General features: G+C 42.6%; 22 protein-coding genes. 11 read left to right on the forward strand and 11 right to left on the reverse strand.

The annotated features are described in order from the left end of the window. Position 1 precedes the first annotated feature (1 nt). From CQ839_RS09270 to CQ839_RS09285, 4 genes are all read left to right on the forward strand, one after another. Positions 2-979, forward strand: coding sequence for a carbohydrate kinase (locus CQ839_RS09270; RefSeq protein ID WP_103667997.1), 978 nt, complete (start codon positions 2-4; stop codon positions 977-979). Positions 980-1,026: 47 nt separating this feature from the next. Continuing rightward, positions 1,027-1,335 (forward strand): DUF2499 domain-containing protein, encoded by a 309-nt coding sequence (locus CQ839_RS09275; protein ID WP_103667998.1) that lies wholly within the window; start codon positions 1,027-1,029, stop codon positions 1,333-1,335. A gap of 43 nt (positions 1,336-1,378) precedes the next feature. After that, entirely contained in the window at positions 1,379-1,660 is a 282-nt protein-coding gene (locus CQ839_RS09280; protein ID WP_103667999.1) for a DUF3593 domain-containing protein, read from the forward strand. A gap of 87 nt (positions 1,661-1,747) precedes the next feature. Continuing rightward, entirely contained in the window at positions 1,748-2,119 is a 372-nt protein-coding gene (locus tag CQ839_RS09285) for a hypothetical protein (protein WP_103668000.1), read from the forward strand. A 151-nt stretch (positions 2,120-2,270) separates the two neighbouring features. On the opposite strand, the gene menC is transcribed toward CQ839_RS09285, so the two are convergent. After that, the gene (gene menC, locus CQ839_RS09290; protein ID WP_181016157.1) at positions 2,271-3,290 is read right to left on the reverse strand and encodes an o-succinylbenzoate synthase; all 1,020 of its coding nucleotides are present in this window, start codon (positions 3,288-3,290) and stop codon (positions 2,271-2,273) included. A gap of 114 nt (positions 3,291-3,404) precedes the next feature. Between menC and CQ839_RS09295 the strand changes: the two genes are divergently transcribed. Next, entirely contained in the window at positions 3,405-3,746 is a 342-nt protein-coding gene (locus CQ839_RS09295) for a hypothetical protein (RefSeq protein ID WP_258040676.1), read from the forward strand. A 518-nt stretch (positions 3,747-4,264) separates the two neighbouring features. Here CQ839_RS09295 and CQ839_RS09300 read toward each other — a convergent pair. The 7 genes from CQ839_RS09300 to CQ839_RS09335 form a co-directional block, all read right to left on the reverse strand. Next, positions 4,265-4,858 (reverse strand): ATP-dependent Clp protease proteolytic subunit, encoded by a 594-nt coding sequence (locus tag CQ839_RS09300; RefSeq protein WP_103668003.1) that lies wholly within the window; start codon positions 4,856-4,858, stop codon positions 4,265-4,267. A 92-nt stretch (positions 4,859-4,950) separates the two neighbouring features. Continuing rightward, on the reverse strand, positions 4,951-5,652 hold the full coding sequence (locus CQ839_RS09305) for an ATP-dependent Clp protease proteolytic subunit (protein ID WP_103668004.1): 702 nt from the start codon (positions 5,650-5,652) through the stop codon (positions 4,951-4,953). Positions 5,653-6,027: 375 nt separating this feature from the next. Beyond that, positions 6,028-6,765 (reverse strand): methyltransferase domain-containing protein, encoded by a 738-nt coding sequence (locus tag CQ839_RS09310; protein ID WP_103668005.1) that lies wholly within the window; start codon positions 6,763-6,765, stop codon positions 6,028-6,030. A gap of 80 nt (positions 6,766-6,845) precedes the next feature. Then, positions 6,846-7,961 carry a type III polyketide synthase gene (locus CQ839_RS09315; RefSeq protein WP_103668006.1) on the reverse strand — a complete coding sequence of 372 codons (1,116 nt, stop codon included), beginning with the start codon at positions 7,959-7,961 and terminating at the stop codon, positions 6,846-6,848. Between the two features lie 564 nt (positions 7,962-8,525). Then, positions 8,526-10,238, reverse strand: a complete 1,713-nt coding sequence (locus tag CQ839_RS09325) for an NAD+ synthase (RefSeq protein ID WP_103668008.1) — start codon at positions 10,236-10,238, stop codon at positions 8,526-8,528. 244 nt (positions 10,239-10,482) lie between these two features. Then, positions 10,483-11,103: a CPP1-like family protein gene (locus tag CQ839_RS09330; RefSeq protein ID WP_103668009.1), complete on the reverse strand. Its 621-nt coding sequence runs from the start codon at positions 11,101-11,103 to the stop codon at positions 10,483-10,485. 165 nt (positions 11,104-11,268) lie between these two features. Then, the gene (locus CQ839_RS09335) at positions 11,269-11,967 is read right to left on the reverse strand and encodes a Uma2 family endonuclease (protein ID WP_103668010.1); all 699 of its coding nucleotides are present in this window, start codon (positions 11,965-11,967) and stop codon (positions 11,269-11,271) included. A gap of 264 nt (positions 11,968-12,231) precedes the next feature. Here CQ839_RS09335 and CQ839_RS09340 point away from each other — a divergent pair, with 264 nt between their 5' ends. Together CQ839_RS09340 and CQ839_RS09345 are read left to right on the forward strand one after the other, a co-directional pair. Continuing rightward, positions 12,232-13,224, forward strand: coding sequence for a sodium-dependent bicarbonate transport family permease (locus CQ839_RS09340; protein WP_103668011.1), 993 nt, complete (start codon positions 12,232-12,234; stop codon positions 13,222-13,224). A gap of 83 nt (positions 13,225-13,307) precedes the next feature. Continuing rightward, positions 13,308-13,613, forward strand: a complete 306-nt coding sequence (locus CQ839_RS09345) for a P-II family nitrogen regulator (RefSeq protein ID WP_103668012.1) — start codon at positions 13,308-13,310, stop codon at positions 13,611-13,613. A 2-nt stretch (positions 13,614-13,615) separates the two neighbouring features. Here the strand turns inward: CQ839_RS09345 and murJ are convergent, their stop codons facing one another. Then, positions 13,616-15,337, reverse strand: coding sequence for a murein biosynthesis integral membrane protein MurJ (gene murJ, locus CQ839_RS09350; RefSeq protein ID WP_103668013.1), 1,722 nt, complete (start codon positions 15,335-15,337; stop codon positions 13,616-13,618). An 87-nt stretch (positions 15,338-15,424) separates the two neighbouring features. Here murJ and CQ839_RS25095 point away from each other — a divergent pair, with 87 nt between their 5' ends. Continuing rightward, on the forward strand, positions 15,425-15,562 hold the full coding sequence (locus CQ839_RS25095; RefSeq protein ID WP_181016158.1) for a hypothetical protein: 138 nt from the start codon (positions 15,425-15,427) through the stop codon (positions 15,560-15,562). 68 nt (positions 15,563-15,630) lie between these two features. Here CQ839_RS25095 and CQ839_RS09355 read toward each other — a convergent pair whose 3' ends face one another. Both CQ839_RS09355 and glyS read right to left on the reverse strand, forming a co-directional pair. Continuing rightward, positions 15,631-15,930, reverse strand: a complete 300-nt coding sequence (locus CQ839_RS09355) for a 2Fe-2S iron-sulfur cluster-binding protein (RefSeq protein WP_103668014.1) — start codon at positions 15,928-15,930, stop codon at positions 15,631-15,633. Between the two features lie 623 nt (positions 15,931-16,553). After that, positions 16,554-18,680, reverse strand: a complete 2,127-nt coding sequence (gene glyS / locus CQ839_RS09360) for a glycine--tRNA ligase subunit beta (protein WP_103668015.1) — start codon at positions 18,678-18,680, stop codon at positions 16,554-16,556. A 244-nt stretch (positions 18,681-18,924) separates the two neighbouring features. Here glyS and CQ839_RS09365 point away from each other — a divergent pair, with 244 nt between their 5' ends. From CQ839_RS09365 to CQ839_RS09375, 3 genes are all read left to right on the forward strand, one after another. After that, a complete protein-coding gene (locus tag CQ839_RS09365; protein WP_103668016.1) occupies positions 18,925-19,620 on the forward strand; it encodes an aldehyde oxygenase (deformylating) in 696 nt (231 codons plus the stop codon). 162 nt (positions 19,621-19,782) lie between these two features. Then, entirely contained in the window at positions 19,783-20,802 is a 1,020-nt protein-coding gene (locus tag CQ839_RS09370) for a long-chain acyl-[acyl-carrier-protein] reductase (protein ID WP_103668017.1), read from the forward strand. Positions 20,803-20,890: 88 nt separating this feature from the next. Continuing rightward, the gene (locus CQ839_RS09375; protein ID WP_219817756.1) at positions 20,891-21,196 is read left to right on the forward strand and encodes a response regulator; all 306 of its coding nucleotides are present in this window, start codon (positions 20,891-20,893) and stop codon (positions 21,194-21,196) included. The last annotated feature ends 45 nt before the right edge of the window (positions 21,197-21,241 follow it).

Here is a 21,241-nt window from a genome sequence, read left to right on the forward strand (position 1 = left end):
TATGCCGCGTGTAATTTGTCTTGGCGAAGTTTTAATCGATCAAATAGCTGAAGATATTGGTGCTCCTTATGAGCAAGTTAGCTCTTGGAAGCCTTATTTTGGCGGAGCCCCTGCCAATGTTGCCTGTGGTTTGGCCAAGCTGGGAACACCAGTAAGCTTAATTAGCTGCGTTGGTCAAGATGCTACAGGAACCGATTTGCTCAAACAGTTGGGAGCAGCAGGTGTGGAGACTTCAGGCGTGCAAGTGCATCCTGAATCCACTACTCGCGAGGTATATGTCACCCGCGATGCTCAAGGCGATCGCAGTTTTGCTCGCTTTAATGGTGATGCTCAAACTGTATATGCAGACACTTTGATGTCTGCCGAGCATTTGCCTGAGCATTTATTCTCTGATGCCAAGTTTTTGATATTAGGCACATTGGGCTTATCTAGTCCGCAAACATCTAGAGCAATCGGTCGCGCTCTGAAGCTAGCGGAAGAGAACTTTGTAAAGGTGGTCGTTGATGTCAATTGGCGAGCGATGTTCTGGAAAAATCCTGAGCAGGTTGCCAAACTATTGCCTGTCTTGCTGAAGTACACCGATTTCCTGAAAATGACCGAGGATGAGGCAAAGTTACTATTTCGTCTTACCAGTCCCGCCGCAATATCTCAAGCCTATAGCCATCTCGAAGGAATTTTACTCACTAATGGTGACAAAGATTGTCGCTACTATTTGGGCGAACGACAGGACAAACATGCCGTTTTTCCTGTACATTCGATTGATACAACTGGTGCGGGGGATGCTTTTCTAGCTGCCTTTATTCATAAGATTTATCACCGTCCGCTTACCCATTTACTCGATCCAAAGTTTGCCAATGACGCGATCGCTTATGCCTGCGCCGCAGGTGCATTAACCACATTAAGTATGGGTGCGATCACTGCTCAACCAAGCGATCGGCAAATACGCGAATTTTTAGCTATGCGCGAGACCAAACATTAAAATCATACTTTCGTGGCGTGAAGCACCACGAGAGTATCAAAAAAATTATGCACTCTTTATCTCTGCCCACATGGGTAATTCATATTTCTAGCGTCATCGAGTGGACTTTAGCGATTTGGCTAATTTGGCAATACGACAAGCAAAATCCCGATCGCGGTTGGCGCAACTTAGCATGGGCTATGTTTCCTGCTTTAGTCAGTGCGATGTGCGCCGTGACTTGGCACTTTTTTGATAACGCTGATTCGTTGGAATGGCTAGTTACGGTGCAAGCCGCACTAACTTTAATTGGCAATACCACTCTCGCGATCGCAGCCTACTTTATCTGGAAAATCGCCAACGCAAAACCACAAATTTAGCTTTTTGCTTCTGGAAAACCTAGCAGCAAAAAAAGATGAAACTATGCCCAAAGAAGCCTTATTCGGTTTATCTCTATTTCCCTATCTAGCCTTTCTCTGGTTTGCTACCAAATCACGCCAATTTCCCAAGCTGGGACTTTGGGGATTTTATGGGACATTAGTATTTGTGGCGATTACAATTCCCGCTGGAATTTATGCTCAAGTCCATTACGGCAAATCTTTAGCCAATGTTGATTGGTTGCATGGCAGTGCTGAGTCATTCTTGACCATCACAAATATTTTGTTGGTATTAGGCTTTAAAAACGTGATTAAACCTAAAGATTAGAGTTGGCTATTTGAGGGTATCTATTTTTTGTGAATATAATGAGCGATTATTGTAGTTAATATCGCTGACTGCCAATGCGAGGAATTTATGAACAGACATTATCAACGCATTTCTCAGGTTTTGACGATCGCAGTACTAGCGATCGCTAGCACTACGATTAGTCCAGTATTTGCACAATCAACGCAACCACAACGAGGTGATGCTGACCGCCTACGTCCTGCTCAAGGTCAGCCGATCTCTCCTACAAATACTGATCAATTTTCAATAGAAAGAGATTCTCCGCGCTCAGATCTCAAAATTCAAAATATCAATCTCGACGTTGAGGAGATTCAGCCAGTCATCCCTGGTAATTACAATGCCTCTCCCCAGAAAGTGAATCGGTCTGGTACTTTTATTAGCGATCCACTCAACGCGATCCAGATCTTCCAAGAGTCTGGTACATCTCGTCGTGAGAAATAATTAAAGACGGCGCATCGCGTCGTCTTTAATTAATAATTTAACAAGAATTGATTGGCGGCGCGAAGCGCCGCCAATCAATTCTTGGGTTTTATGTCCTAGTACACTTGGCGACAGCTATATAGAAAATTAAAGAGGGTGCAATGCACCCTCTTTAATTTTCTATAAGCAAATGTCCAGTGGCTAAGCCACATGCTCGCTTAATTGGTAAGGCGGCAGCTAGGTCAAAAGCTCCCTGACGCGCGATCGCACCGTCGATTGTCGTTGTTATTACAACATCTAAGCCAGCTTTGAAAGCGATCGCTGCTGCATGATGTGCGGTGATGAGACCGCCTAGCGCCATTGGTTTAAGAATAATAATATCGGCGGCTTGAGTATCGATCACTTGCTGCAATTGAGTGAGATTATTTACGGACTCATCAGCAGCAACTGGAATTGATTGAGATCGCCTGACTTCTGCCATACCTAACAAATTAGAAGCAGCAACAGGCTGCTCGACATATTCGATTTGCAAAAATTCAAGTTTTTTTAAATTAGCGATCGCTTCGGTCACAGACCATCCTTGATTAGCATCAATCCGAATCTGGATATGAGCATCGCACTGCGATCGCACTGCTTCCACTCTTCGCAAATCCATTCCAAAATCGTTGGTTCCTACTTTGATTTTGAGACAGTGATAACCTTGCTCTATATACTGTTTTGCTTTGGATACGGCTCTTTCAGGTGCGATTGCCCCAATCACAGCATTAACGGCTACTTGATCACGAACTATCCCAGAGAAGGAATTTGCTAGCAATTGAGAAATGGATATACCTTGCAATTGTGATAACAGATTGAGCAGTCCTAATTCAATTCCATGTTTTGCGGCAGGAGTGCGATCGTATTTTGCAAGTAAGTTCTCAATATCATTCAGATCGTTAATTTCTGCATTAATCAGCGATCGCTGAGCTTCTCTTAAAACCTTTTCAGTTTCAGTAAGAGATTCCATTCCAAACCCATCAAGCGGGGCAGCTTCACCTAAACCCATATGCTGAACGCCATGATCAGATTTGCGATCGCTGATCTCAACGATAAATCCTTCGCGATGGGAAAGTTTTCCTAATGCTGTTTGAAAAGGCTCTCGAAAAGCAAGCTGATAAGGTTGATATTGAATAGATTGAATAACAAAAGTCACAGCTAAACAAGAGCAAAAGTTATACAAAAGTTATATGAATAGCAATCAATGTTGCAAATAAGATTTTATAGTTTATAGTCATACTTACGAACTGATTTTAAAAATATCAAGATAATGATTAAGAAAAGTTTTTTGGTTTCTGCAAGCCTAATTGCTTTCAGTCTGGTGGCAAATGTTGCTTCCGCTTCTGCTGATCAGTGGTACTTTTACGTTAAAAATAACAGTAATTCTACTATCAAAAAGCTATTGGTTGGTGAGCCAAATAAAACTTGGGGACAATTTGATATCGGCTCAGGTATTGCTTCAGGCGAGAATACCAAGATGGTATGGGATAGTTCCACTGACAACCAATTGTGCAAGCAATGGATTAAAGCTCAATTTGCTGATGGTAGTGAAAGTGAGCCATCTTACATGGATTTCTGCAAAAATCTAGATGATCCTATTGTCTTCAATTAATTTACAGATATTACGTAGAAGGAATTCTTGTGATGGTAAAAATCTAGGATAACCACGGGGAGATTGCTCTGCGTCGCTAGCAGTAAGTAATAGATTCATCATTTGAGTTCTACGTAATACCAACTCTCAAAATGGCAATGCCATTTTGAGAGTTAAAAACCTTCCTTGTGTTGGTTTTTAATTCTTGAGAAGATAACCACAATTTCAAGAATTGGTATATAGCTATCGCCACATAAGCTAAGACACACAAAAAAGAGTTGCTGCACAAAGTGCAGCAACTCTTTTTTGTATAAATTCTTAAAATGGCAACGCTATTCTAAGAATCTGTAGCTATAGCAATGTAAGTTTTACATACAGCAATTTTTGATCAAAAGAACTACAATAAATTTTTTAAAAGTGTTGCGTTGCAACATTTTAAAAAAATTTATTGGTTCGGGTTTGAACACAAAGTTCTATAGCTATAAAAACCAAACAAAAAAGGCGACACAAAGTGTCGCCTTTTTTGTTTGGTTTTGAAATTATTGTGGTGAATCAAGAACGCGATCGATTAATCCATAGGCGAGAGACTCTTGAGAAGACATATAGTAGTCACGATTCATATCGCGCTCGATCTTCTCTAGAGGCTGCCCTGTTCGCTTGGCATATTCTTCATTCAGCTTTTGGCGAATGCGAATAATTTCCCGCGCCTCAATTTCAATATCTGAGGCTTGACCTCTTGTTCCACCTGAAGGCTGGTGAATCATGATCCTGGCATTGGGCAAAGCATACCGCTTGCCTTTAGCGCCAGCCATCAATAGGAATGAACCCATCGAAGCTGCCAGCCCCACGCAAATTGTGGTCACATCCGCCTTGATATGTTGCATCGTGTCAAAGATCGCCAAGCCTGCCGAAACCGATCCACCAGGAGAGTTGATATAGATATAAATATCTTTGGTTTGATCCTCAGAGTCAAAGTAGAGCAGTCTGGCAATAATTGCATTTGCCATACCGTCTGTTACTTCACCACTCAAAAAGATGATGCGCTCCATCGACAGACGCTCATAGATGTTAATCCACTGCGTGTAGGAATCACCAGGATAGCGATAGGGAACTCTAGGAATACCGATAGGCATAGGTTTAATTAAGAATTAGGAATTAGGAATTAGGAATTACAAATTACGAATTACGAATTACGAGTTACAATTTCGTAATTCGTAATTCCTAACTAAACGAGTGCGGGAACTGCTTTGGGCAAGTCTTTTGTGCTTTCAAGAACGCGATCGATCAGCCCATATTCTTTGGCTTGCACAGGAGTCATATACAACATCCGATCCATGTCTTTGGTGATGGCTTCGGTTGACTTGCCTGTGGTGCGCGACAAGATTTCTAGCATTGCGGCACGGTTAGTCAATACTTCCTTTGCCTGAATCTGCAAATCAGAGGCTTGTCCTCTGGTTTGACGGCGGGCTTGGTGCAGGACAATCGTGGCATTTGGCAAGCTAGCTCGAAAGCCTTTGGTTCCGCTAGCGAGAATCATCGCGGCGGTTCCCATGGCTTGTCCGAGGCAGATTGTATGGACGGGGGGCTTGATATAGTTGAGTGTGTCGCAAATAGCAAAGGCTTCGGTTTCAAAACCGATTGCATCGCCTGTATACCAAGATGTCCCCGTGGAGTTGATATACAGAAAAATCGGTTTTTCAGGATCTTCGTATTGCAAATATAAAAGTTGGGCGATGAGCAATTCTGTAACATCGACACCAAGCTGCTGTTTGTATTCGTCGGGAGATACAAGAGGCAACCCAAAGTAAATAATTCGCTCTTTTAGTAGTAGCGAAGGTAAGTCAGGCGGCGGTGTGCGTCCGTATGACGAATCCCCTGAATAGGCGGCTTGTGCGGCTTGGGGAACAGAGCGAGAAGGTCGATCCATGTTTATTCGTGTTAATGACACTAACTCTGCTAGCTTATCACAGCGATCCCCCTGCTATGGGCGATGTTAGCCAAGATTGAGGTAGGGTTAGCCGTCTAAGGCTGTGTGACTAGACATCTGTTGTGATAAAAAAACAAAAAGAGTTGCGGCGCAACTCTTTTTGTTTGGCTTTAACTATGTCAAAACATTAAGCATCGATTGGGCAAGAATGATGGGTTACGCGATCGCTAACCAATCTTACGTTTAGGTGATTTCCGCTAAAAAATTTCCCCAGCCTATAAATTAGTAATACCAAAACACAAAATGTCTACGCCACTTTGAGTTTTGGTATTATCGATAGGGGCGATGCCCCGTGCTCGACCGTTTTCGCAGATCTTAAGCCTTTATTGTGTTCAGCACCCAGCGAAAGGCGTAGCGCCATTTGAGCGAGAAATTAATCAATCCTGCCGATTCAGCGATGCTTTTTAATTCAGAGGATTTGAACCCACGCAAAACTGAAAGTGGTGCATCATTGCGAACCATCTGCACAGCAGGCAATAGCCTTGTTAGCGCATAGATTCCATAATAGGCAAAAGGATGACGATGTAAATCATTAATCAGAATGCCATGCTTCGAGATCCGCTGCATCGATCGCACAATTTGCGCGGCATTCTCATGGGCAAAGTGATGCAAAAACATTGCTGCGATCGCAATATCAAACTCATGGTCAGCATAGGGCAAAGCCAAAGCATCCGCAACTTCCACTTTGATTTTTGCTTGTAGATCTGCTGGCAATCGCTTTTTTAAAGCTGCACGGGCATAATCTACGGTGACAGGATTAGCATCGATCGCAACGATCTCGACATTAATTGCAGGAGATTGAGCTGCCGCCCAACGCACAATATATTCAGGGAAATCGCCGATGCCAGTGCCAATATCAAGAATGCGTGTCGTTTGATTTGATTGCGATCGGGCTTTGAGAAAAGGCGAGAGGATTTCCATCGTAGTTGCATATCCGCCCAGTAGTTGATTGATCGGGCGCAGTTGCTCTAATGCGTCAGTAAGTCGCTCATCCTGAATTGAAAAATCATCCATCAATTCATCTTGATTAGTACGGATTTGAAATGAAGGCATATATGTTCCTAATTGTGTGAGTTATTGCCCTACAATGTAACGCCCGCGCAGCGGGCGTTACATTGTAGGGCTTTATACGCTTAGACTTTTTGAAATAGACAACCTTCAATTGATAGCCCAGGACCAAAGGCTAAGGCAATCCCATTTTGAAAGGGAGCAGATGCTCCTGATTGATGTTTATCTAAAATCTGTTTGAGGATAAATAGAATTGTCGGCGAACTCATATTGCCATAACGGCACAAGACCTCAAAGGAATCAGCCACCATGCGATCGCTAAGTTCACAAGCTGATTGAATATTTTCAATAATCTTTCTTCCCCCTGGATGAATTGCCCAAAAATCCAGATCATTGGTCGTGAGATGATGTTGCTTTAAGAAAGCTTGTAAATAATCTGGTAGATGCGATACTACTACATCAGGAACTCTCGGTGATAAGCCCATCAAAAAACCAGTATCACCAATTGTCCAATTCATTAGTTCTTCAGTGTTTTCGATCAGCAAACTATATCCATCGGTATAAGCTAGCTTTCCTTCCGCTTGAGCAAATGGATTTGAAGTCAAAATCGCGGCAGCAGCTCCATCGGAAAAAATGGCGTTGATAATCGTATTTTCTAAGGTGTCAGCGACTTGAAAATGCAATGAACATAGCTCAACGCAAACTAAGAGAACTTTAGCTTGGCGATCGCTTTGACAGATGGCATGAGCAGTTCTGAGTCCATTAAAAGCTGCATGACAGCCCATAAAGCCAATCATCGTGCGAGAGACAGTATAGGAAAGCCCTAAATGCTTGATGAGGTGAATATCGATACCAGGAGCAGAAAAGCCAGTACAACTGACTACAATTAAATGGGTGATGTCTTGAGCATTAAGATTTTCGGCTTCAGCGATCGCTTGTTGTGCAGCTTGCAAGGCAATTTTCGGAGCATAGGTTTCATATTTTTGATTGCGGCTAAAGGTAGTTGGGGCGGGCGTGAGTTCCCAATTATGAGGATATAATTCAAAATTTTGGAGATCGCCACCATAGTCTGAAATACAGCTAAAGCGATAATCGATTCCTGAATTTGCATAAATTGATGGAATTCTTTTTCTAATGGAAGCTGATAAACTTTCTGTTTTTAACATAAAGTCCGCAGCTTCTGCCTGTGTTAGTTTATAAGGTGGGTTCGCAGTAGCGATCGCTTCTAAAACTGTATACATTTGGTTAAGCCCAATATACGAATATCAAATTAAACTTTTCACTTTTGCCATAGGCAAAGCGATGTAATTTGCTTTACAAATACTTTTATAGAAACAATCTGAGAGATTAAGAACCCATTCCTTATAGCTGTTTACAATCAAACAAAGCTCAATAAATTTTTCAACAGTGTTACTTCGCAACACTGTTGAAAAATTTACTGATTCAATCTTAATCGCAAAGAGCTGGAAGGAATAAATATACAAATCAATCGTTAGGTGCAATAGCCTTAGCCTTACATTGTATATCTTTCTCAATATTCCTGTCTGAGACTCATTACTCCCACAGATAGAGATGTCAACCAGATTGACTGATAAATCTCTGTGGGGGCAGGTTTAGTAGATCCGTGATTGGCTTACAGCAAATCTTTTAGCAAAACCTGCCCCTAGTGTAAAATGCGGATTCCCACAGTTTTATCAGTCAATCAGGATATCAACAAGTTCTTTGAAATCGATAGCAAATATCAATCCAAAATAATTTGTGAGAAGTACGTTCGTAGGATGTGCTGCTCAAAAAATCTCAAAAGTCTACAATGAGGTGACTTTACTAGCGATCGGCATCCTCCAACCAGAACCAAAAGCGCGATCAGTGATTTTCAAACCAGGGGCAGCTTGGCGGCGCTTAAATTCCGCGATTTTGACCAGACGCACTACGCGATCAACGATCGCTGGCTCATGCCCTGTGGCAATAATTTCCGCAGCAGCGAGATGTTGATTAATCAGCTTGTGCAAAATATCATCAAGGATGTCATAGGGAGGAAGGGAATCTTGATCTAGTTGATCAGGCTTGAGCTCAGCACTGGGCGGCTTGGTAATAATATTCACAGGAATTACTTCAAAGATTCCTTGTTTAATCGATAAATTATAATTAGTACGGTTTAGCCATTCACAAATAGAGAATACTCTTGTTTTGGGGACATCTGCGATCGCAGCAAGCCCACCATTCATATCACCATAAAGCGTGCAGTACCCCACTGAAACCTCTGATTTGTTACCTGTAGAAAGGAGTAAATGACCAAACTTGTTAGAGATTCCCATCAGCAGGCTCCCGCGAATTCTCGACTGCAAATTCTCTTCAGTCACATCATTAGTTTGCCCCGCAAATAGATTGCTAAGACTAGCGTCAAAGGCTTCCATCATTGGCTGAATTGGAATTGTTTGCGTAGAGATTCCTAAGTTATGAGCCAAGGCGATCGCATCGGTAATTGAATGTGCAGAACTGTAGGGAGAAGGCATCAGTACCCCTAACACATTCGCTTTGCCAATTGCCTCTGCTGCGATCGCTGCAACTAGAGCCGAGTCGATGCCGCCACTCAAACCAATCACTACCTGACGAAATCGACATTTCTGGACGTAGTCACGCACACCAAGCACTAGAGCCGCAAAAATTTCCGCATCATCAGTTTCGTATTTAGATGGAGTGGGGCATAGCACCACTCCATCTAAACGCACAATTAATAAATCTTCCTCAAAACCCTCGCCAAGCGCAATTATTTCACCACGTCGATTGAATGCCATACTCCGCCCATCAAAGATCAAATCATCATTTGCCCCAACCTGATTGGCATACAGCAATGGCAAGTCGTGCATGAGCGCACTATGACTCAACATCGCTTCGCGTAACTTCTGCTTACCAACCGCATAGGGTGAAGCCGATAAATTGAGTAGCAAATCTAATTCGTGATTCGCAGCTAGTTCAGCAACAGGATCATCGGCATAGCTACGTTTTCCCCAAAATTTCTCGTCATTCCAAATATCTTCGCAAATGGTTACACCTATATTTAGAGATGATCCCCCCTTCAGATTTAGCGTAAAAACTTGGCTCCCATTCCCTACCGCAAAATAACGATCTTCATCAAATACGTCATAGGTTGGCAATAACCGCTTATGAAAAATTTGCTGAACCTTGCCACCTAGCAATAGAGCCGCACTATTAAATAGTGGTTTTCCTCCTGCTTGGTTAGCCTGTGGGTTTACTGATACTGTCCCCACTAGTACTGCAACATCAGGTGGGAGATTACTCGCAAGCTCAGCGATCGCCTTGTCCATATCGCGCACAAATTGATGATTCATCAACAAGTCACGAGGTGGGTAGCCACAAAGTGATAACTCAGGTGTCAGAACTAGCTGCGCCCCTTGCTCAGCTAATTTTTGGGCAGCAGCTAGTATGCGATCGCAGTTACCGACCAAATCACCAATGACTGGATTAAGTTGTGCGATCCCAAAAAGTATAGGAGACATAATTATTTTATCTTTTTGAAGTTATACCAATTCACAAAAGTGTGACAACACTTCTGTGAATTAAAAACCAAACCCTGTAAGGGTTTTAAAAGCACAAAATGGCTGCGCCACTTTGTGTTTTGGTATTATTAGTGATGAGCTTGTCCAAATATATTAGAAAAGCCTTGCAAAGCAAGGCTTTTCTAATATATTTGAGTTTGCAAAAGAGTGCAAAACCATCTAAACAGCTAATCGCTAATCGCTTTTATCTCAAGAAACAAGCATGAAGCCACATCACCAACAAAATAATTACTGTCTGGATGGGGCTAGGGAAAAATCCACTTCCTACTAAACGTGATACTACTAAAACTTGATTGGTTAAAGTTGCTAATAATACACCGACAGTAATTCCTGATAAGGAGATAAGCAAAGCACGTCCAAAGCGATTTTCTTTGCGGGTTAGCAAAATAACACTGGCAATCAAACCAAACGATAGCCATGTAGTAGTGACAGCAGGGACAAAAAAGCTAACTGCTGCAAGTCCTGTAAAAATCCCCAGAGAGATATAAATGTCTTTTTTGCTTGGACTGTCTAAGAGTTTCGACAACCAAGATGGGGCGCGACGCTGTGTATTGTTTTGGAGAGCAGCAGGGATCGCCGCAGATAAACGTTCAGGATAACGAATGCGATCGGGTACGGCAATCTTTCCTTCTTTTCGGGCGCGTAAACGATCCATAAGGATGGCATCGTAAGCAACCTCAATCATTTCTTGTTGAGACTCATCCCCCTCATTTTCGCGCAATAGGCGATCGCGTGCATCGCGCACTTCTTCAAAGGAGGCTTCGTCGTTGACTCCTAATTTGTCGTAGGGAGTTGGTTCGCTCATTTTTCCAACTATGAATGTTTAAAGGAAGGTAAGCAACTAAATTAGAAAATAGTATGCAGTTTAATGTCTAAAGATAGTATAGCGCCTCATTTAAAATACTCATCGAATTTTATAAACCCGAAAAGAGAGTTGAGGTGTTTCGCGCCGCGACTCTCTTTTCGGATTTTAGAGTGCAAAGCGCTGTAATAGCCATGCCCCAACTTCAGATTGAGATTTTTCGCGACTGAGTTTTAGTGCAGCTTCGAGATCAGCGATCGCTAGTCCACCTAATAATTTAGATGAGGTGATTTGACGACTGCCACCATTTTCCAACATTTCTAAGGCGATAATTTTCACCTCTTGGACATCAATCACCCAATATTCACTAGTACCTAACTGCTCATACAGCAAGCGCTTCTTTCCTAAGTCATCATTGATCGTGGAACTAGATATTTCAATCACCAAATTCGGTGCAGGCGATTCATCGAGACTGACGATGGAACTACTGCAAGGTGCGTGGGATGAGACTTCACCAACGTAGTACGAGATGTCTGGCTGACAGCCTTGAACTCCTGTTTTGACATAGCTAGCATTAAGTAAGCCTGTAATGGGAATATTTTTTAATGTGCAGTATAAGGCGATCGCAAAGTAGATAATGCCATTATCTCGTGCATGTTCTGAACCCACAGGCATAGTTTCAATCCTCATTTGCTTAATTTGATTAGTGTCGTAATAGCAACGAGATTCTGCATACAGAGGATTTTCGAGAATCTTTACAAACTCGTCCCATGTTGCACTAATCCACTGATCAGTGATGAGTTGCTGGGATCGTGAATCTGCTAAGTTTTCCTGTTGTTTGATAGGGGGAGGAGCGATCGCTGTCATCTTGATATTCTCCCAAAACAAATACTTTTCTTTAATGATATCAAACCTGAAATACTAAAGGCGTTGCAAAGCCCTGCTTTCCAGCAACTCTAATTATGAAAACAATTTTGTTAATGAGAATTGCTGACTGTCTTCAGTCTTTCGGATTAAAGGTGTGTTTCTCATAACGCATTTCCGATAGCGATCACCATACAATTCTGTAGACTGTCATGATGTACGAATTGTTTTTAAAAAAATCCTTTTATTTTTAATGGATCTGTCCAAATGGATTTAGACCTAATCGTTTCTAATGTGCTTAACCCGCCAATCCTGTTCTTTTTTCTGGGCATGTTAGCGGTGTTGATTAAATCAGATTTAGAAATCCCGCCGCCAATTCCGAAATTATTTTCACTATATTTACTGTTGGCGATCGGGTTTAAGGGTGGGGTTGAGCTAGTTAAAAGTGGCATTAGCCAAGCTGTAGTGCTGACCATGCTTGCCGCGATCCTGATGGCTTGCGTTGTTCCTGTTTACTCATTTTTTATTCTTAAGATCAAGCTTGACTCATACAACGCCGCCGCGATCGCGGCAACTTACGGCTCGATCAGTGCTGTTACTTTTATTACGGCAAGTTCATTTTTGAGCCAGTTGGGGATTTCTTTTGATGGCTATATGGTGGCAGCCTTAGCGCTGATGGAGTCTCCTGCAATTATTGTGGGACTGATCCTCGTGAGCCTATTTACTGCCGCAGACAAAGCGAACAAAGGAGAAACTAGCGAATTTGCATGGTCAGAAGTTTTACGCGAAGCTTTTTTAAATAGTTCCGTGTTTTTGCTAGTTGGCAGTTTGATTATTGGTTGCTTAACAGGTGAAAGGGGATGGCATGTATTGTCGCCTTTTACTCAAGACATGTTTTATGGAGTGTTGACGTTCTTCTTGATGGATATGGGGCTAGTCGCCGCCAAAAGAATTAAAGATCTCCAAAAAACAGGTGTTTTCTTAATTGCTTTTGCAATTTTGATGCCAATCTTGAATTCGGGTGTTGGCATTGCGATCGCTAAATTGATTTCCATGTCACAAGGAGATGCACTCTTATTTGCGGTGCTATGTGCCAGTGCATCATATATTGCAGTACCTGCTGCCATGCGTCTTACTGTGCCAGAAGCCAATCCTAGCCTCTATGTTTCGACGGCTTTGGCTGTTACATTTCCTTTCAACATTATTGTAGGGATTCCTTTGTATATGTACGTGATTAATTTGTTTTGGGTAACAACTTAATCCATAATGACGGCGCTTTGCGCCGTCATTAATTTTTGATTATCGGCAAAAAAATTTAGTAAGAATTTATTACATATAAAATCATGCAAGCTGTTAAAAGAATTGAAATTGTTTCTGATTCTGTTGAGTCTCACAAGATTATCAATGTATTAGAAAAAGTTGGCGTTTTGAACTACACAGTAATTCGCAATGTCGTCGGTAAAGGGGTCAGAGGGACTAATTCAGGCGATCTCGACATGAGTATGCTGGAAAATGACTATGTGATTGCTTTCTTTTTGGAAGACAAAACTAAATTGCTGGTCGAGAAACTCAAGCCCGTTACCAAAAAATTTGGTGGAGTTTGTTATATCTCCGATGCGATGGCAATTAGTTCGGTAACTGTTAGTTAGTGCTAACGCGAAAAGCGACGCTTGATTTGATTGGTTAAAGCTTTGATTTCAGGGATTTTCATTTGCATAGCGATCGCACCAAAAATAGTGAACCCAACAGCGCTTGCGATCGCTAAACCGCCAAGCTCTACGCCGAATTTTGCCACAGAGCTTAAACTACCAAAACTCTGACTAAGCAAATGATAAACGCCCCAGCTCGCTCCACCTGCGATCGCACTAGCAATTATTAAGCCCAATATGGTTATGCTCCAACTTTTGAGGGGCATCCCATTCAAGCGGCGATCGAGAAAATAAATCATCGCAAACATCGAAATCACATTCACGGAAACAGTTGCTAGGACGATCCCTGCCGCACCAAATTTTTGGACGAGAAAATAATCAAATAGTCCATTCAAGAAAATATTGACCACACTGATCTTAAAAGGTGTATCGCCATCACCGAGCGCATAAAATACGCGCACCAACACATCGCGCCCCAAATATACAAACATGCCGACAGCGTAAGCCATCAAAACTACAGCAGTGAGCTGTGAAGCCTCAGCATCGAAAGCATAGCGCTCATAAACCACCTGAGAAATTGGCAAAGCCAGCACTACCATCACCGCACTAATTGGCAGCATAGTAAGAGCCGTGAGCATCAAGCCTTGACGAATACGTTGTTTCAGCTCATCCCAATTTTCGGGATCAGTTAGCTTTGAGAGAACAGGAAACAGCGGTACAAGGATCACATTTGACAAAATCCCCAAAGGAGTTTGCACTAATAGTCCTGCATAACCCATCGCCGACACCGCCGCCGCCGCATTAGGGATAAAAGAAGCAAAAAATAAATCTGTCCAGACATTAATTTGCAGCATCCCCGATGAAAAAGTGGCGGGGATCATAATTTTTAAGACTTCTTTGACCTCAGGTCGTTGAAAGTCAAACCGCAGCTTAAATCCACCCATACCAGCTTTAAGCTGTACAGGTAATTGCACCAGCCATTGCAAAACTGCCCCTGCTAGAGTTGACCAAGCAAGCACTTCACCGCCCAAAACCGCATTTTCTGGCAACAACATTTTGCTGCCCATAGTCCAAAACAAGCCGCCGATGCCAATGAGCACTGTCAAGCTCGAAAATATAGGACTGACCGATGGCAACCAGTATGCGTCAGCAGCATTCAGCGCTCCAAACCCGATCCCCACTAGCCCAGCCAAAACTGCCATTGGAGCCATGATCCGAAACTGCTCGATCGCAATATCTTTAGTGATCTTCAGGTTCTGAATAGTTTCAGGGGTAATTCCTTTTACGAGTAAATCTGCTTCTGGGACAAATAACCCAGGCGCAACCAGATGCATCAATGGTTCGGCAAAAATCACTAGCGCGATACTCACCAGCAATAAAATCCCTGTAACGATGGTGGTGATGCTATCGATGATTGCTGCGACTTCTTTGCGATCTCGTTTAGCTAAAACACTAATGATCGCGCTATGAAAAGGCCCATTAATGCCGCCCAGTAAGATCAGCAAAAACCCTGGGATCACGTAGGCAAAGTTATATGCGCCGTAAGCAGTACCGTTACCAAAAGCTGCTGCGATCGCCACTTGACGCAGTAATCCAAATATTTTGCTCAGTAATGTGGCGATCGCCACAATCGTAGCGATATTCAGTAGCGATCGCTTAGAAGACTGTCCAGTGGATTGTGGTTCCTGCGTTTCCGTGTTGATTTTTTCTTCGTTGCCAGACAAAATTTGTGATGCCTCTTTGCAGTTTAGACTTTTTAGGCTTTGAGAAATGTAGCATCAAAATACCACTCACACGAAAGCTTGCCAAATATGCTTTATACAAATCCCCAAAATGGCAGCCCTATTTTTGGGATTGAAAATGCCAACTGGATTGGATCTGTCATAGATGTTGCTATTCACTTCTATAAAGCAGATTTCTGGAAGGGAGTAGTAATTGGTAAAGACTAAAAAGCTCCGAGCGTTGCACATAAAGTACTAGCGATCGGAGCTTTCAAAAAATTTATGAAAAGAAGCGATTAGTAGAGAGCTTCTTCTTGGTGGGTCAAGATTTCACAATCAGACTGAGCATAGGTTACGCAAAGGAGAGCGTAGCCAGCTTCGATTTGCTCGTCATCCAAGAAGGACTGATCGCCTTGATCAATCTCACCCTTAACGATTTTGCCTGCACAAGAAGAGCAAGCACCAGCGCGGCAAGAATAAGGAAGATCGATGCCTTGAGCTTCAGCAACATCAAGAATGTACTCATCAGAAGGAACTTCGATAGTTTTATCAAGCCCTTCAGCTTCGTTAATCAGTCTTACTTTGAAGGTAGCCATGTATGTAATAAACCTCTTAAAGATTGCAGCCAAAAAAATAAACGATGTCTCGAAGTTATACCCAATTAAAGGTAGTCAGCCAAGTTACGTTTATCTCAATCACCCACAAGGGTATCAACACGCATCATATCGTTCTTGGCAACCAAGCGAACAACTAGCTTATTATTTCTACCATTGGTTATAGGTGATAGTTATCGATCGCTTTCAAGACCACTTAAACGCTTTAAATCCTTGCTAGAAAATAGTTATAGCCATTTTAGTGAGCGAGGAAAATGATGAGTTTTCGTTTGTATTTTAATTTGTTTGATAAGTTTTTCTAATCTCATCCACAGACGTAATCACATGCCAGTTTTTGATATGAAAATTCAATCAATGACTATCTGTTATGGCTGTTGCCAAGTGTGAAATATACAGCAAAAAAAGAGTTAACTAGTACCAACTAAACCCAGAAGATGAGTGGCGGCGCAAAGCGCCGCCACTCATCTTCTGGGTTTATGTCCTAAGTAAACCTTGGTTTGCTATAAAAACAAAAAGAGAGTTTCGCCGCAACTCTCTTTTTGTTTTTACCTGACTGGCGCATCCTTATAAATAAAGGAGTAGGGACAAATTACGACCCTTCTTGTTTATTTAAGGATGGCTCTAAAGTCTGCAAGGTTGAGGCTGTAGTTGCGGATGATACCAAGCATATTGAGGCGGTTTTGACGTACCTGTGGATCTTCTGCCATGACTAACACATCATCAAAGAATTTAGCTAAAACTGGCGTGATCGCTATAATTCCTGCCATCAACTGCTCATCGCTAGGCTGACTTGGCAAAGCGGCGATCGCTTGATATAAATTTTGTTCCGCAGGTTCGGTTAAGGTCGCAGGATTAATAATTGCCTTCACATCAACGGTCACACTATCTAAGTCGCCCTGAACCGCGAGGCGAGAAGCTCTGACAATTGGCTCATAGATGGCGCTGAGTGTGGCATCTTCGCGAGATTTTTGCAGAAAGTGAGCGCGTTCCTTGATGCGGGTGAGATTGCTCAAGCCTTGCAAGGTATAGGCGATATCTTCAGTGCCTGAGACAGCATTAACAAGATCATATTCAATACCTTGATCAGCCAAAATCGTCTCGTAACGCTGCTTAAACCATTTGTATAGATTCTCAAGAACATTTTCCGCAGGTTTGGCTAGCAAATTCTTGTCAGTGTAAATTGCGATCGCGGCTTGCAGGAGCTTGGGCAAATCGAGGGCAAAATTACTCTCCCATACAATCTGGACAACGCCAGCAGCGGCGCGACGTAATGCAAATGGGTCAGACGAACCTGTAGGAATAATCCCTAAACCGAAAATACCAACGAGGGTATCAATGCGATCTGCGATCGCCACAATCTTACCAGCCAAAGAAGTTGGCAATGAGTCACTAGCTCCGCGTGGTTGATAATGCTCACGAATACCCTGCGCTACTGCCACAGGTTCTTCGCTAGAAAGGGCGTAATAATAACCCATTTGACCTTGCAGCTCTGGAAATTCCTTGACCATCTGGGTGACGAGATCGGCTTTAGCAAGTTGAGCCGTGCGATCTATGATCGCCTGATCAGCCTCAGTGGTTTCTAAGTTAGCAATAGACGCAATCACAACTTTGGAGATCGCCCGAATTCTTTCTACTTTTTCTGCAACTGAGCCAAGTTGGGCTTGAAAAGTAACTTTTTCTAAAAGTGGCAAGAATGTTTCTAAATGCACTGCGCGATCGCTATCGTAGAAAAACTTGCCATCGGAGAGCCGCGCCCTAATTACACGACCATTTCCAGCCGAAATCAAACGCGATTTATTAGGATCACCATTGGAAATAGTGATAAAGCGCGGTAATAATTGATCGGGATTTTTGAGCGAATGTACGGGGAAATAGCGCTGATGGCTAACCATTTCGGTCTTAATTACGGGCTGAGGCAGTTCTAAATATTCCCGCTCAAATTCACCAATTAGTGCAGTGGGAAATTCCACTAAATAAGTAACTTCTTCGAGTAAATCATTAGGAATTTCGGCTTTACCGCCAAATAATTCCACAATGCTATTAATTTGGGTGACTATATGCTTTTGGCGCTCGTTGCCATCCACAACCACAAAAGCTTCACGTAAAGTCGCCACATAATCGATCGCAGTGTCAATAATTACTGATCGTGGATGCAGGACTCGATGCCCTTGGCTAATGCGATCGCTTTGGACATTTTCTAAAGCGATCGGCAACAGCTTGGAATTAAATAACGATACCAACCAACGAATCGGACGGGGAAATTTCAGATCGCCATTACCCCAACGCATCAAGCGCTTACCTTCGAGTCCCGTAATCCAAGTTGGGGCAAGTTCTTGCAAAATATCCATTGTCTCGCGACCGATAATCTGCTGATGGGCAAAGACAAATGCGCCCTTATCAGTTTCTTTAATAAAAATATTTTGCAGATCTATGCCTTTAGACTTGGCAAAACCTAATAAAGCCTTAGTTGGTTCGCCTTGCGGATCGCCATTAACAAAAGCTGAACCGATTGCAGGCCCCTTAATTTCTAGATTGCGATCGCTTTGATGAGTTGGCAAACCCTCGATCAGCACAGCAAGACGGCGAGGTGTACCATAGACATTGACCTTACTCGTGGTTAGTTGGTGTTCATCTAAATTTTTTGGGATGCGCTCTTGCCATTGTCGCAAAGCATCTACAACAAAACTAGCGGGTAGCTCTTCAGTACCAACTTCTAACAAAAAACTTGCCATAACCACGATTTGAGGGACGATCTTTAGTTTAGCGCTCTGACGTGCAATATAGAAAGATGTAGAGCTTTAGTCAGCAATTCACATTCCAAAAAACCAATTTTGGGTTTATAACAAAACCAGAAAGGTATGGCGGTGCTTTACACCACCATACCTTTCTGGTTTTAATTTTATTGCACTGTGCTACTTAGCATAAAATAGCTAGAGATTAACTTTTATTGAGCAGGGATATTTAAAGAGGCAAAACATGGGGCAAACACTCGAAGCTGTAGCGATTGACTATCAAACAGAAAACTATCGCGATGCCTACAGTCGAATCAATGCGATCGTCATTGAGGGTGAAGCTGAGGCGTACAGCAACTATCTCCAATTAGGGGAACTACTGCCCGAATTTACTGAAGATTTTACCAGACTTGCGAAGATGGAGGATCGCCACAAAAAGGGTTTTATAGCCTGTGGTAAGAACCTTAAGGTCACACCTGACATGGATTTTGCTGAGAAATTCTTTTCTGAATTGCATGGCAACTTTCAAAAAGCATTTGCAACAGGGGATATTGTCACTTGTCTGCTGATTCAATCACTCATCATTGAGTGCTTTGCGATCGCTGCTTACAACATCTATATTCCTGTAGCTGATGCTTTTGCACGCAAGATCACTGAAGGCGTGGTCAAAGATGAATACTTGCATCTTAACTTTGGCGAAGAATGGTTGCATAATCATTTTGATGACTCCAAGGCAACCCTAGAGCAAGCAAATCGTCAAAACTTGCCTATTGTCTGGAAAATGCTCAACCAAGTCGAAGCCGATGCCAAAGTCCTTGGCATGGAAAAAGAAGCTTTGGTTGAAGACTTCATGATTCAATATGGCGAAAGTCTAGGCAAAATCGGCTTCAACACCCGCGACATCATGAGAATGTCAGCAATGGGCTTGGTAGCTGCTTAGTAGCAATTAGCTGTTAGCTGTTAGCATTTAGCTAATTGCCAACAGCTAATCATCTTTAAATTCTCAAAAAAGAAATAATTATTTCTAAAAATTCTAAATAAAAAAAGCTAACAGCTAATAGCTAATAGCTAATTGCTAATAAAAAACTGGTAACTGCAATCGATGTTTGGTCTTATAGGGCATTTGACAAGTCTTGAACACGCTCAGTCTGTAGCAAGGGAATTAGGCTATCCCGAATACGCCGATCAAGGTTTGGAATTTTGGTGTAGCGCCCCGCCCCAAATCGTCGATCGCATTAAAGTTACGAGTGCCACAGGTCAGCAGATCGAAGGGCTATATGTAGAATCCTGCTTTTTACCTGAAATGTTAGCAGGTAGTAAAATTAAAACCGCCATTCGCAAGATCCTCAACGCGATGGCGCTTGCGCAAAAAAATGATGTGGATATTACGGCTTTAGGTGGATTTTCTTCGATCATTTTTGAGAACTTTAATCTCAGCCAGATGTCGAGCGTGCGAAATATCCAACTAGAATTTGATCGCTTCACCACGGGCAACACCCACACCGCTTACATTATCTGTCGTCAGATCGAAGAGGCAAGTCGTAAGTTTGGTATTGATCTGGCTAAAGCCACGGTGACTGTTTGTGGTGCAACGGGGGACATTGGTAGCGCTGTATGTCGTTGGCTAGATACACGTACCAACATTAAAGAGTTATTGCTAGTTGCGCGGAATCAGGAACGCTTACAAGAATTGCAAGCCCAACTTGGACGCGGTAAGGTCATGAATATGGAGGCTGCTCTGCCGCAATCAGATATTATCGTGTGGGTAGCGAGTATGGCGAAGGGCATGGCGATCGACCCAGCCACTCTCAAGCATCCTTGCATTCTCATCGATGGTGGCTATCCTAAAAATATGTCTACGCTTGTGCAGGAAGACGGAATTCATGTAATTGATGGCGGCATCGTTGAGCATAGTCTCGATATTGACTGGAAGATTATGAAGATCGTTAATATGACTGCTCCTGCGCGTCAACTTTTTGCCTGTTTTGCGGAAGCGATGCTTTTAGAGTTTGAAGGTTGGCATACTAGTTTCTCTTGGGGACGCAATCAAATCAGTATTGAGAATATGGATAAGATTGGTGAAGTCTCCATCAAACACGGATTTAGACCGCTAATCAACTAAAGGGTTTTAGATGATCAATTCTCAAAACTGGATTTAATATAGCCGTAGTCGGAGAAGTTATACCAAAACACAAAGTGGCGCAGCCATTTTGTGTTTTGGTATAAAGGGTTTTCGGATTGCCGTCGCTAAGGATGGACAAGAAGCGATCGCACTAGTGCGATCGCAAACTCCAGACTTGGTACTAATGGATATCCAAATGCCGAAGATGGAAGGACTAGAAGCAATAGAATGGATTCGCAACCATCATTCTACCGATGTGCCGATAATTGCTCTCACCACTTTGGCAATGACAAGCGATCGCGAAAAATGTTTGGCAGCAGGAGCGAATAATTATTTGAGTAACTCGATTAAGCTAAAGCAACTCGCAACTGCGATTCAACAGTTCTTAGAATAATTTTTGTAGAAGTATTGCAAAGCAATACTTCTACAAAAATTATTC

The organism is Pseudanabaena sp. BC1403, from assembly GCF_002914585.1.
GTDB lineage: Bacteria > Cyanobacteriota > Cyanobacteriia > Pseudanabaenales > Pseudanabaenaceae > Pseudanabaena.

Bases quoted from the DNA above. Each gene is read 5' to 3' on its own strand.
- CQ839_RS09340 (WP_103668011.1), top strand. From the start codon at position 12,232: ATGGATTTAGACCTAATCGTTTCTAATGTGCTTAACCCGCCAATCCTG.
- CQ839_RS09295 (WP_258040676.1), top strand. From the start codon at position 3,405: ATGATTAAGAAAAGTTTTTTGGTTTCTGCAAGCCTAATTGCTTTCAGT.
- CQ839_RS09285 (WP_103668000.1), top strand. From the start codon at position 1,748: ATGAACAGACATTATCAACGCATTTCTCAGGTTTTGACGATCGCAGTA.
- CQ839_RS09275 (WP_103667998.1), top strand. From the start codon at position 1,027: ATGCACTCTTTATCTCTGCCCACATGGGTAATTCATATTTCTAGCGTC.
- CQ839_RS09365 (WP_103668016.1), top strand. From the start codon at position 18,925: ATGGGGCAAACACTCGAAGCTGTAGCGATTGACTATCAAACAGAAAAC.
- CQ839_RS25095 (WP_181016158.1), top strand. From the start codon at position 15,425: ATGCTTTATACAAATCCCCAAAATGGCAGCCCTATTTTTGGGATTGAA.
- CQ839_RS09310 (WP_103668005.1), bottom strand. From the start codon at position 6,765: ATGCCTTCATTTCAAATCCGTACTAATCAAGATGAATTGATGGATGAT.
- CQ839_RS09280 (WP_103667999.1), top strand. From the start codon at position 1,379: ATGCCCAAAGAAGCCTTATTCGGTTTATCTCTATTTCCCTATCTAGCC.
- CQ839_RS09315 (WP_103668006.1), bottom strand. From the start codon at position 7,961: ATGTATACAGTTTTAGAAGCGATCGCTACTGCGAACCCACCTTATAAA.
- CQ839_RS09335 (WP_103668010.1), bottom strand. From the start codon at position 11,967: ATGACAGCGATCGCTCCTCCCCCTATCAAACAACAGGAAAACTTAGCA.
- CQ839_RS09305 (WP_103668004.1), bottom strand. From the start codon at position 5,652: ATGGATCGACCTTCTCGCTCTGTTCCCCAAGCCGCACAAGCCGCCTAT.
- CQ839_RS09330 (WP_103668009.1), bottom strand. From the start codon at position 11,103: ATGAGCGAACCAACTCCCTACGACAAATTAGGAGTCAACGACGAAGCC.
- CQ839_RS09325 (WP_103668008.1), bottom strand. From the start codon at position 10,238: ATGTCTCCTATACTTTTTGGGATCGCACAACTTAATCCAGTCATTGGT.
- CQ839_RS09355 (WP_103668014.1), bottom strand. From the start codon at position 15,930: ATGGCTACCTTCAAAGTAAGACTGATTAACGAAGCTGAAGGGCTTGAT.
- CQ839_RS09345 (WP_103668012.1), top strand. From the start codon at position 13,308: ATGCAAGCTGTTAAAAGAATTGAAATTGTTTCTGATTCTGTTGAGTCT.
- CQ839_RS09270 (WP_103667997.1), top strand. From the start codon at position 2: ATGCCGCGTGTAATTTGTCTTGGCGAAGTTTTAATCGATCAAATAGCT.
- CQ839_RS09300 (WP_103668003.1), bottom strand. From the start codon at position 4,858: ATGCCTATCGGTATTCCTAGAGTTCCCTATCGCTATCCTGGTGATTCC.
- CQ839_RS09370 (WP_103668017.1), top strand. From the start codon at position 19,783: ATGTTTGGTCTTATAGGGCATTTGACAAGTCTTGAACACGCTCAGTCT.
- glyS (WP_103668015.1), bottom strand. From the start codon at position 18,680: ATGGCAAGTTTTTTGTTAGAAGTTGGTACTGAAGAGCTACCCGCTAGT.